We start from the raw sequence: 11,365 nt of genomic DNA, 5'->3' as shown, positions 1-11,365 counted from the left end.
GTGAATCCCGACAATAACTCAGTTATCTGTCGAGATATCTCAGAATCTCTTTTAAAGAAGATCTCTTTTATTTATTCAATAAAAAATTCTGTTCAACGGCAAGTATTTCTGATTTCTCTATTAGAAAAAGAATCAGAAATTTCCCTACTTAATTAGTAAGTCTTAATATAATTCGAATGTTAAATATTTTATTTTAATCGGAGGCTACATCAAAAACAAAAATTTAATATCTATTTTATCAATAAAATCCATTTAAGCTAGATTAAATTTGAAAAAATAAAGAATATTTTAATATTAATAAACCATGCGCCAGGGAATATCATTTCATCTTCTAAAATTGCATAGTATTTTATAGAAAAACACATCGACATATATTTTTATAAAAATCTAAAAATCTAAAAAAGGCTACCCCCAACACCAGGGGCTTTTACACCAGGGAAACAAAATTTTCACCTGAATACTCATGGAGAACATACTTTGTCTTATTCTAATCTTGTAGTAACTGCGTTGAAATATATGCTTGAAAATGGTGATGTGCATATTTCAACCATTGAAAAGTTTTTCGCGAAAGATTATTTCCAAATAGTCAATGGCAATAAAATATCTTTTAATGATTTCGTTTCCCATGTAAACCTGCTCAAGAAGTCTTTGACCAACGTGAATGTGACTATTTTATCGGTTGCAGAAAATGGTGAAAATGTTCACACACATCATCAGGTTAAGGCCAATAAAGAAGATGGCTCTACTATTGAATTCGAGGTTTTTTCCCGATTTTTGGTGAGTGAGAACAAGATAAAGTGCTGTCAGGAACTGACAAGAAAAATCACGGGAAATGAAGAGGATGATGACTTAGGGTCCAGAGTTTAGCAAAAAATATTGGCTATAGACATCATGTCTATAGCCAATATCCGTTTAGCTTCGAGAATAATGATAAAAGTGAGAAATGTGCAAGGGTATGCTTTCTACATTATCTCATCGTCACAAACTCTTCCGCCGCCGTTGGGTGGATCGCAACCGTATTATCAAAATCCTTTTTCGTTGCCCCCATTTTCAGCGCCACCGCAAAACCTTGCAGCATCTCATCCATACCAAAGCCGATCCCGTGGATGCCGACGATCTTCTCATTGTCTCCCACACAGACCAGTTTCATACGGCATGGCTGACGGTGTTGCGTCACAGCGGTATACATGGCGGTAAATGACGAGGTATAAACCTTAACCTGATCTTCACCAAACTGCGCTTTTGCCTGTGGCTCCGTCAAACCCACCACGCCAATGGGCGGATGGCTGAATACCACGGTTGGAATATTGGTGTAATCCAGATGCTCTTCAGGTTTGTTATTAAACAGACGCTCTGACAAACGACGCCCTGCCGCAATCGCAACTGGCGTCAATTCCACCGCCCCGGTGTTATCGCCAACCGCATAAATTCCATTCACATTCGTGTTCTGGTATTTATCGACCTGAATATAACCCTTCTCATCCAGTTCAACACCGGTTGCGGCCAGATTCAGATTATCCGTCATCGGTTCACGCCCAATCGCCCAGATCAGAGTATCAACCACCTGCTCTCGACCATCTTGCAACTTAACCGTCAGGCTGCCATCACTATTTTTAATCACAGAGTGTAATATCGCTTGCGTATGCAGTATCGGCCCTTCGTTTTTGATGATTTCCGATAGCGTTTCCACAATCATCGGGTCGAAAGCGCGCAAAGGTGCATGTTGACGGACAAAGAGATGCGTTTCACTGCCCAGCGCCTTCAACACACCCGCGATTTCAACGGCAATATAGCCAGCACCCACTACAGCAACACGCTTTGGCATTTCATTAAGTTCGAAGAAACCATCTGAATCAATGCCATATTCCGCACCCGGAATATCCGGACGTACCGGACGGCCACCTGTTGCGATCAGGATATGGTTGGCGGTGATTTTTTCACCATTAACCTCAACCGTATGCGCATCAACAAAACGGGCGAATCCTTGAATGACATCCACCTTATTGTTACCCAATACGCGCTCATACGATTGATGGATACGATCAATATAAGCAGTACGGCTGGCAATCAGTTTTTTCCAGTCAAACCGATTGACGGTGGTATCAAAACCATAATCGGGGCCATATTGATGAATAGATTCCGCAACTTGCGCAGCGTGCCACATCACCTTCTTTGGGACACAGCCCACATTAACACAGGTTCCACCTAATGCCTTTGCTTCAATCAGGGCACATTTCTGTCCATACATAGTGGCACGGTTAATGGAAGCAATGCCACCACTGCCGCCACCAATTGCAATATAATCGTAATGTTTACTCATCTTAGGTCACTTCTGTCTAATCAATTAAGTTACTGCTAAGGTTTAACCTGACGTCTATTATTACAAAAAGTTATCACTGGAGATGGACGATTCTCACTCTTATTACCATAGGCTACGGCTATTGAGTGATAACGCGTTCAGAGGTAATGACCGATATTAGACGCTCTATGAGTCCTTACTTTATTCAGGGACAATCCACTCGACTGATGTATGCCCTATCCCTTCAGGAACCAGTACCTGATGCAGCCACGGCAATATTGTTTTCATCTGCTGCTCTAATTTCCACGGCGGATTAATGACGATCATGCCGGATGCCGTCATACCCCGTTGATCGCTGTCAGGCCGCACACCAAGTTCAATTTTTAAAATATTGCGGATACCTGTTGCTTCAAGTTCCTTCACCAAGCGTTTGATCTGTTGACGCAGAACAACGGGATACCACAACGCATAAGTGCCGGTCGCAAAGCGCTTATACCCTTCCTGAATGCCTTGAACGACATGCCGATAATCTGATTTCAGTTCATAAGAGGGGTCGATCAACACAAAGCCACGACGACTTCTTGGCGGCAATTTTGATTTTAACTGCTGGAAGCCATCTTCCCGCAGGACACGGGCACGTCTGTCACGGGAGAATTCCGTGCGTAACAAAGGAAAATCACTGGAATGCAATTCACTCAGATTAAGTTCATCCTGCTCCCGCAATAAGTGACGCGCAATCAGCGGAGAACCCGGGTAATAGCGTAAAGAACCTTGTGGATTTAGCGCTTTCACAGCATCCAAATATGTCGCCAATTCTTCAGGGATATCATCACGTTGCCAAATACGGGCAATCCCTTCCAGGTACTCTCCCGTACGTTCAGCATGTTCCCCACTCAATTGATAACGGCCTGCGCCAGAGTGAGTATCCAGATACAGGAAAGGTTTTTCTTTTACTTTAAGTGCTTCAATGATCAGGCTTTGCACGATGTGCTTTAACACATCCGCATGGTTGCCGGCATGGAAGCTATGGCGATAACTCAACATTCTATTTAACCCCGAGAGCGGAAACAACTAAAGGGGCATTATAGCCTCATTCACAATAAAAAAGATAAAAGCCTCCTTCACCTTCCTTTCCGTTGTCAGTCCAGAGGAATTGTCAGGCTCAAATCGGGATCAGCGTATAAAATTTCGGGTAAGTCACCTAAAAATATTAGGAATAATTCATGATGTCGAAAACAGTGATCTTATCTGTATTGATCGTTTTCAGTATGAATGCAGCCGATGCAAACCAAGGTAAAGCAGGATGTGAAATTAAGAAAAAAACATTGGAAAAACAGCTCGAATATGCTCAGGCAGATAAAGACGCGCGCCTGATAAAAGGATTAACTCGCACTTTGGAGTACATAAAGGTTGTCTGTGCTTTAGAAAAACGCCTACGAGATCAAAACAATAAACCAGAAACGGTAAAGAACAATGTAAAAGATAATACCACGAACAAAGACAATCCCTCTTTATTAAAACAGTCTGGCAGTAAAAATCAATCTTACAAGCCGTCTAAAAACAACAAAATAGGCACAAGAAAAAAATAAACATAAACAAAAAAGTGCAGGCCACATACAAACAACGGCCTGCACTCAATAGATTGAAATATAAAAGAATATTCCATAGAAAAATCAGATAAAACTTATCGATCTCTCCCTCTAATTTGCTGTGCATTAGAAGGAGAAATGCTGTAATAAATTTTATCACTCACAAGCGGTTCATTTTCAATCTTTACTGAAAGAATGGAATTATCTTTGGAAACGGCATAGTGACTAAAGTAATTTCCTTCCCTTTCATAAGGATAATGAAAATTAAGCTTAAGAAATTTTTTCATATAAGAGTCATCGGCTGGATGATATTCATCCGAATAAATCACTTCCTGATCTCTGACAAAAATAATTTTATAAAAAAGGCTGGTTTCATCATTAAGCCTGGCACCGATAATTTTTTCAATATCCTCAGGCGTTATGCCTTTGTCGATGATATACATTTTGTCCCAGTCAAAAGGAATAATTTTATTCATATCAATCAAACAGATTGTATTCTTCTGACAATGTTTATCGGCGTAATCGATAATCCCTAATTGGCTATTTTTAAAAGATAAAAATAAAATGACCATTCCCAGTATTAACGAAAAAATAATCATATTACTTTTGTTGACACTATGGAAGAACATCATTCCCCCCTTCATAATCAAATCTGATATGAGAAAACGGCCTTGGAATTTTAACCTTTAAAATCAAAAAACTACCATTATTCCTTATGAAACTTACAACTTATCTTTATCGCCACACAGCACATCATGGCATTGATAAATACAAGCAAAAACGTCCCTTGCTGCTTTTCCAACAGCAGCTTAATATTTTTGGAATTTTACAATACGCATGAAGGTATAGCTTGAATTGTGGAGACAACTCCACTTCACTTATTACTCACAAGCGATTGTTATACCCTTGCTATTTGGTATCGTAAGTGCGGTTTACAAGATAATAAATTGATGTCTGTTGCTAATCTTCAGCATCAAGAGCGTTATACAGGAATACTCTGGATGACTAAAAAGTATAGTAATTGTACCCACGTTTTTTTTGATTTCAAATAGAAAAACATGGTAAACAAATAATAAATTAGATAAATAGTTGCTAACGTGATTTTATGATAGTTTTAGTATAACTTTACGCTGATTGACAGACCAATGCTTTCTCAGAGCCATTAATCTTGCTAATTTGTATCGTATTTATAAGGAACGAGAGATGAAGTATCACCGTCTCAATGAAGTTATCGAACTTTTACACCCAGTATGGAAGAATGAGCCGGATTTAAATTTGGTGGCACTGTTGCAGAAACTGGCTGATGAAGCGGGATTCACCGGGCAGCTATCTGAATTAACGGATGATATTTTGATTTATCACCTGAAAATGCGCGGTACGGATAGCGATGCAGAAATCCCCGGATTGAAAAAAGATTATGAAGAAGATTTTAAGACTGCGTTGTTGCGCGCCCGCGGTATTATTAAAGATTGATCAAGAGAGAACTGTGTTGTGACGGAACCGAAGGCTTTTAATTTTCAGAATATTACACCAGATTTAATTATGGATGCTTTAGTGCAGTCTGGCCTGTACCTTGATTCAGGTTTGACCGAGCTGAATAGCTATGAGAATCGGGTGTATCAGTTCATGGACGAAAACCGCAAACGTTATGTCGTGAAATTTTACCGTCCTCTGCGCTGGAGCCAACAGCAGATCCAAGAGGAACATGATTTTGCTCATGAATTGCAGCAAGCCGATTTGCCGATAGCTGCGCCCTTGATGTTTGACGGGCAGACGGTGCTCAGCCATGGCGGTTTCTTTTTTGCCATTTTCCCCAGTGTGGGAGGGCGTCAGTATGAATCAGACAATTTTGACCAATTGGAGGATGTTGGGCGATTGCTGGGAAGAATACATCAAATTGGCGCAAAGAAAACATTCTCTGCCCGTCCTACGCTTAATCTTAATGAATATTTATATCAGCCGTATCAATATTTGGCTGAATGTGAGCTTATTCCCGCCAGACATAAACCGGGTTTTCTGGCTGCGTTGGATGGATTAAATCAGGCCGTTGCCAGCCAATGGCACGATAACTGGCAAGTATTGCGGCTGCATGGGGATTGCCATGCGGGGAATATCTTGTGGCGTGATGAAGCCTGGTTTGTGGATCTTGATGATGCCCGCAATGGTCCTGCGGTTCAGGATTTGTGGATGTTGCTCAATGGCTCACGGCAAGAACGGTTGGTTCAGTTGGATATCTTGCTTGAGTCATATGGTCAGTTTATGGCATTTGATCCCAAGACATTGGCATTAATAGAGCCTCTGCGTGCGATGCGAATGGTCTATTATTTGGCTTGGGTTGCCCGTCGCTGGCAAGATCCGGCTTTTCCAAAAGCGTTCCCGTGGATGGCGGAGAGTGATTTCTGGCATAAGCAAGTGAGTCTTTTTTCTGAACAAGTCCGGCTGTTACAGGAACCCCCTTTACAGCTCAACCCGATGTATTAATTTTTGGAGACCATTATGAAGAAATTTTGGCTAGCACTGGTGGGAGCGTTCATGGCATTTAATGCGTCTGCTTCTGGTTTTTCTGAAGGCAAACAGTATACCGAGTTAAGAGAGCCGGTGGCGAATCAGCCTCAAGTGGTGGAGTTTTTCTCTTTTTATTGTCCTCACTGTTATCAGTTCGAGAATATTTACCATGTTCCTGCTACGGTTGAGAAAAACTTGCCAGCAGGTGTGACTCATGCTCGTTATCATGTGGATTTTCTGGGGCCTTTGGGTAAGGCATTGACCGACGCTTGGGCGGTTGCCATTGTCATGAAGGTTGAAGATAAAGTCACGCCTATTTTGTTTGAGGGCATTCAGAAAAGCCAAACCATCGGTAGCAAGGACGATATCCGTAATGCTTTCATCAAAGCGGGTATCTCCGGTGAAGAATATGATGCAGCCCTGAACAGCTTTATCGTGCAATCTGTCGCCGCCAAAGAGCGTCAGGCTGCCCAAGATTTCAACCTGCGCGGTGTTCCGGCGGTCTTTGTTAATGGCAAATATTTGATTAACAACGGTGGTGTTGATACCAGTTCCGCGTTGGATTACGCCCGGAAGTTCTCTGAAGTCGTGAACTATCTGCTGAACAAAAAATAAGTCGCAAGAGGGTGGCGTAAAGAAACAAAAACGCGAGTATTGATATAATAAAGTAATATAGGTGTTGTGCCAGCTATAAGAGAGTTGGCACAACACCTGCCGAAAAACACCTTTCATAACATAAACTCTGGTAATATCCACAAGTCAGTGATTTTAAAGCGGTTGTCATATTTCATTAATATTTCGCGTAATTCATTGATTTTTACCTCCTGTTATTCACTCTTTGTGGTGATAAACATAAATCTGGTTTATGTGCCATTTTTTTGTGCACAAAGTTATCCACAATATACCTATCAGAATATTTGTCACAATATGCGAGTTGATACGAGAAAATGCCCGCAAAATTCGTCTATAACGACACAGTATGGCATTCTATTCTTTATTCATACCCATTCATCCCTCAGAACGACGAAGAAAATTTTATGGCACAGATAGCAGACAATCCCCTGATTTTGGTTGATGGTTCTTCATACCTTTATCGTGCATACCATGCGTTTCCGCCACTGACCAACCGTTCAGGAGAGCCGACGGGCGCCATGTATGGCGTGCTGAACATGCTGCGAAGTTTGATCATGCAGTATAAACCCAGTCATGTGGCGGTCGTGTTTGATGCCAAGGGTAAAACGTTCCGTGATGAACTTTTTGCTGAATATAAATCTCATCGGCCACCCATGCCGGATGATTTGCGTTTGCAAATTGAACCGTTGCACAAGATGGTTAAGGCAATGGGACTGCCCATTCTGGTGGTATCAGGCGTTGAAGCTGACGATGTTATCGGTACTTTGGCTTTGCAGGCGGAAAAAGAAGGCCGTTCGGTGCTGATCAGCACGGGAGATAAGGATATGGCGCAATTAGTGACGCCAAATATCACCCTGATTAACACCATGACCAACACCATCTTGGGGCCGGAAGGGGTTAAGGAAAAATATGGTATTCCCCCTGAACTGATGATCGATTTTCTCGCCCTGATGGGGGATTCTTCCGATAACATTCCGGGCGTGCCGGGCGTGGGGGAGAAGACCGCGTTGGGGCTGTTGCAGGGAATTGGTGGATTAGATGATATCTATGCCCGACTTGATGACATTGCCTCACTCGGTTTCCGTGGCGCCAAGACATTGGGCGGTAAGATGGAGCAGCATAAAGAGGTGGCCTATCTTTCCTACCAATTGGCGACCATCAAAACCGATGTTGAGCTGGATAAAACTTGTCTGGATCTTTCAGTTATGCCGCCGGATGCGGATGAGTTATTGGCGCTGTTCAGCCATTATGAATTTAAACGTTGGATCGCAGACGTACAGAATGGCAGTTGGTTGGAAAGCAATGGACAGAAATCGGCTGCTGCCAGTACCAAGGCAGAATCCATTCCCGCTACGCCGACCGCTGCTAAAATTTCACCGGCTATTTCACCGGAAAGTTATCAAACGATTCTTGAACGCCAGTCTCTGGAGGAGTGGATTGAAAAGCTTAAGCAGGCGCCGGTATTCTCTTTTGATACTGAAACTGACAGTCTTGATACGCTGACAGCCAATCTGGTGGGGATGTCTTTTGCCATTGCTGTGGGAGAGCCAAACGTTGAAGCCGCTTATCTGCCATTGGGACACGATTATCTGGATGCGCCGCTGCAACTGGAATTACATGAGGTTCTTGCCGCCTTAAAGCCACTGCTGGAGGATGCTAACCTGCCTAAAATTGGTCAAAACCTGAAATTTGATCGGGGCGTGCTGGCGCGTTATGACGTTGCCCTGAATGGCATTGTTTTTGATACCATGCTGGAATCGTATGTTTTGAACAGTGTGGCAGGGCGGCATGATATGGATAGCCTTGCGGATCGTCATTTGGGTTATAAAACCACCACATTCGAAGAGATTGCGGGCAAGGGCAAAAAACAACTCACCTTCAATCAAATTCCCTTGGAAGAAGCGGCAAAATATGCGGCGGAAGATGCGGATGTGACTTTGAGACTGCATCAGGAGATGTATCCTCAATTAGAGAGCACCCTAACCCTGCTAAAAGTTTTCCAGCAGATCGAAATGCCGTTGGTGCCAGTGCTGTCCCGTATGGAAAGAACCGGCGTGCTGATCAATGCGCAAACGCTGGCAGAACATTCAAAGGAGATCACCGCGCGTTTGGGTGAGCTGGAAAAAGCCGCTTATGAACTGGCAGGGGAAGAATTCAATCTGGCGTCACCCAAACAGCTACAAGTGATTTTATTTGAAAAAATGCAGTTGCCGGTATTGAAAAAGACGCCGAATGGCGCTCCCTCAACGAATGAAGAGGTGCTGGAAGAGTTGGCGGAGAACCATGAATTAGCCAGAGTGATTTTGGAACATCGTGGTCTGGCAAAACTGAAATCCACCTATACGGATAAGTTGCCTCAGATGGTACACCCACTGACCCATCGTGTTCATACCTCTTATCATCAGGCGGTGACGGCAACGGGACGTCTCTCTTCCCGTGATCCCAATTTGCAAAACATTCCTGTCCGCAATGGTGAAGGGCGACGCATCCGTCAGGCATTTGTTGCGCCGGAAGGCTACCGCATTATGGCGGCGGACTATTCACAGATTGAATTGCGTATTATGGCGCACTTGTCGCAGGACAAAGGCTTGTTGGAGGCATTCGCCCAAGGTAAGGATATCCACCGCGCGACGGCGGCGGAAGTGTTTGGCGTGCCATTGGAACAGGTGACCAGCGAGCAGCGCCGCAGTGCCAAGGCGATTAACTTTGGCCTGATTTATGGCATGAGTGCGTTTGGTTTATCCCGCCAGTTAGGTATTCCGCGTGGTGAAGCACAACGCTATATGGATCTCTATTTTGAACGTTATCCGGGGGTGTTGGCTTATATGGAGCGTACACGCCAGCAAGCGGCGGATCATGGATTTGTCGAAACGTTGGAAGGCCGTCGGTTGTACCTGCCGGATATCAAATCGCGTAACGCCATGCGCCGTAAGGCATCAGAGCGTGAAGCCATCAACGCACCGATGCAGGGCACGGCAGCGGATATCATCAAATTGGCGATGATTGCGGTAGATAACTGGATTGTCAGTGAGCAGCCCGATGTGCGCATGATCATGCAGGTTCACGATGAGCTGGTATTTGAAGTGCATGAATCAGCGCTGGAAACCGCAGGGCAGAAAATCAGGGAGCTGATGGAACAAAGTATGCAGCTTGATGTGCCGTTAAAAGTGGATATTGGGCTGGGTGATAATTGGGATCAGGCACACTGATAGACCCTTTGGTTTTTATCAAAAATTGACTTTTAGCAAAAAGCCGCCAAAAAAATGGAAGAAGAGCCGCAGAAATGGGGTTCTTTTTTTATTGAATGATTTTTATGAAATTACTGCTTGTTTAATGAACTAAAATTAGCGCCATTATGCCATAAACAGGCTTATAACAAGGAATTTAGGTTAGGTTTTAGATTAGATCTGGATCTCATAAATATGTAATTAAACTACATAAATGACGCGATAATAACCATTATTGCTTAAATTTTAACGGCTGAATCGAGGTAATTAGTGAAAATTAATTACAAAAAAGGCTTTTTTTGCTGAAAGGAATAGGTTAAAGTTATCGGCGTAGGGTACAGAGGTAAGATGTTCTATCTTTCAGACCTTTTACTTCACGTAATCGGATTTAGCTGAATATTAGCTGCCCCAGTCATCTCTTTTGACTGGGGCGTTTTTTTATGTCCGGTTTATTCCACTTCAATGGCAGGTTGGTTGAACCACAGGTTGAGTTGTTGCTCTAGTTTATCGATGCCGATTTTTTTCAGGGCGGAAAAGTATTCGACCTGAACATCACCTTCCAATGAGGCTAATTCCTGACGCACTTTCGCCAGTTGACTCTTACGGGCACCGGATGCCAGTTTATCGGCTTTCGTGAGCAATACCATGACAGGCACCTGCATCACAACAGCCCATTCGATCATTTGCCTATCCAGATCTTTCAGCGGATGACGGATATCCATCAAAACCACCAGCCCTAACAGGCATTCGCGCTTCTGGAGATATTCCCCCAAGGCTTTCTGCCACTTACGTTTCATCTCTTCGGGGACTTCAGCGTAGCCATAGCCCGGCAAATCGACCAGACGAATCCCTTCTTCCACTTCGAACAGGTTAATCAACTGGGTACGGCCGGGGGTTTTACTGGTACGCGCAAGGCTCTTCTGGCGGGTCAGTGCATTCAGGGCACTGGATTTACCCGCATTTGACCTACCGGCAAACGCGACCTCAATGCCCACATCTTGAGGCAGGTGGCGAATGTCAGGTGCACTCGTGACAAAGTGGGTCATATGATAGTTGTAGTTCTTGATGGTCAAAATGGTTATCTCCCTGAGGAATACACAAAATAGCGCGGT

11 protein-coding genes are annotated in these 11,365 nt (G+C 43.6%); 7 read left to right on the top strand and 4 right to left on the bottom strand.

Going from position 1 to position 11,365, the window contains the following annotated elements:
* Window positions 1-477 precede the first annotated feature (477 nt).
* On the top strand, window positions 478-867 hold the full coding sequence (locus PSI15_RS12000) for a nuclear transport factor 2 family protein (RefSeq protein WP_273583731.1): 390 nt from the start codon (window positions 478-480) through the stop codon (window positions 865-867).
* A 100-nt stretch (window positions 868-967) separates the two neighbouring features.
* On the opposite strand, the gene gorA is transcribed toward PSI15_RS12000, so the two are convergent.
* Entirely contained in the window at window positions 968-2,320 is a 1,353-nt protein-coding gene (gene gorA / locus PSI15_RS11995) for a glutathione-disulfide reductase (protein WP_273583730.1), read from the bottom strand.
* 180 nt (window positions 2,321-2,500) lie between these two features.
* Window positions 2,501-3,343, bottom strand: coding sequence for a 23S rRNA (adenine(2030)-N(6))-methyltransferase RlmJ (locus PSI15_RS11990; RefSeq protein ID WP_273583729.1), 843 nt, complete (start codon window positions 3,341-3,343; stop codon window positions 2,501-2,503).
* Window positions 3,344-3,522: 179 nt separating this feature from the next.
* On the opposite strand from PSI15_RS11990, the gene PSI15_RS11985 reads away from it, so the two are divergent.
* Window positions 3,523-3,888, top strand: a complete 366-nt coding sequence (locus PSI15_RS11985) for a DUF1090 family protein (protein WP_045973044.1) — start codon at window positions 3,523-3,525, stop codon at window positions 3,886-3,888.
* A gap of 95 nt (window positions 3,889-3,983) precedes the next feature.
* Here the strand turns inward: PSI15_RS11985 and PSI15_RS11980 are convergent, their stop codons facing one another.
* Window positions 3,984-4,520 (bottom strand): hypothetical protein, encoded by a 537-nt coding sequence (locus PSI15_RS11980; RefSeq protein ID WP_249043113.1) that lies wholly within the window; start codon window positions 4,518-4,520, stop codon window positions 3,984-3,986.
* Window positions 4,521-5,091: 571 nt separating this feature from the next.
* Between PSI15_RS11980 and PSI15_RS11975 the strand changes: the two genes are divergently transcribed.
* The 5 genes from PSI15_RS11975 to PSI15_RS18615 all read left to right on the top strand — a co-directional run bounded on the left by PSI15_RS11975 (window position 5,092) and on the right by PSI15_RS18615 (window position 10,649).
* Window positions 5,092-5,361, top strand: a complete 270-nt coding sequence (locus PSI15_RS11975) for a YihD family protein (RefSeq protein WP_045973040.1) — start codon at window positions 5,092-5,094, stop codon at window positions 5,359-5,361.
* Window positions 5,362-5,379: 18 nt separating this feature from the next.
* Window positions 5,380-6,369, top strand: coding sequence for a serine/threonine protein kinase (locus PSI15_RS11970; RefSeq protein ID WP_273583728.1), 990 nt, complete (start codon window positions 5,380-5,382; stop codon window positions 6,367-6,369).
* 15 nt (window positions 6,370-6,384) lie between these two features.
* Window positions 6,385-7,008 (top strand): thiol:disulfide interchange protein DsbA, encoded by a 624-nt coding sequence (gene dsbA / locus PSI15_RS11965; RefSeq protein WP_273583727.1) that lies wholly within the window; start codon window positions 6,385-6,387, stop codon window positions 7,006-7,008.
* Window positions 7,009-7,430: 422 nt separating this feature from the next.
* Entirely contained in the window at window positions 7,431-10,235 is a 2,805-nt protein-coding gene (polA, locus tag PSI15_RS11960) for a DNA polymerase I (RefSeq protein WP_273583726.1), read from the top strand.
* A gap of 366 nt (window positions 10,236-10,601) precedes the next feature.
* The gene (locus PSI15_RS18615; protein WP_438361642.1) at window positions 10,602-10,649 is read left to right on the top strand and encodes a hypothetical protein; all 48 of its coding nucleotides are present in this window, start codon (window positions 10,602-10,604) and stop codon (window positions 10,647-10,649) included.
* Window positions 10,650-10,702: 53 nt separating this feature from the next.
* Here the strand turns inward: PSI15_RS18615 and yihA are convergent, their stop codons facing one another.
* Window positions 10,703-11,326, bottom strand: coding sequence for a ribosome biogenesis GTP-binding protein YihA/YsxC (gene yihA / locus PSI15_RS11955; RefSeq protein WP_273583725.1), 624 nt, complete (start codon window positions 11,324-11,326; stop codon window positions 10,703-10,705).
* Window positions 11,327-11,365 lie beyond the last annotated feature (39 nt).

It is taken from the genome of Xenorhabdus sp. PR6a (assembly GCF_028599065.1).
Classification (GTDB): domain Bacteria; phylum Pseudomonadota; class Gammaproteobacteria; order Enterobacterales; family Enterobacteriaceae; genus Xenorhabdus; species Xenorhabdus doucetiae.
This window is presented reverse-complemented; position numbering and strand designations above follow the sequence as displayed.

Bases quoted from the DNA above. Each gene is read 5' to 3' on its own strand.
- gorA (WP_273583730.1), bottom strand. From the start codon at position 2,320: ATGAGTAAACATTACGATTATATTGCAATTGGTGGCGGCAGTGGTGGC.
- PSI15_RS11990 (WP_273583729.1), bottom strand. From the start codon at position 3,343: ATGTTGAGTTATCGCCATAGCTTCCATGCCGGCAACCATGCGGATGTG.
- PSI15_RS11985 (WP_045973044.1), top strand. From the start codon at position 3,523: ATGATGTCGAAAACAGTGATCTTATCTGTATTGATCGTTTTCAGTATG.
- PSI15_RS11980 (WP_249043113.1), bottom strand. From the start codon at position 4,520: ATGATGTTCTTCCATAGTGTCAACAAAAGTAATATGATTATTTTTTCG.
- PSI15_RS11975 (WP_045973040.1), top strand. From the start codon at position 5,092: ATGAAGTATCACCGTCTCAATGAAGTTATCGAACTTTTACACCCAGTA.
- dsbA (WP_273583727.1), top strand. From the start codon at position 6,385: ATGAAGAAATTTTGGCTAGCACTGGTGGGAGCGTTCATGGCATTTAAT.
- polA (WP_273583726.1), top strand. From the start codon at position 7,431: ATGGCACAGATAGCAGACAATCCCCTGATTTTGGTTGATGGTTCTTCA.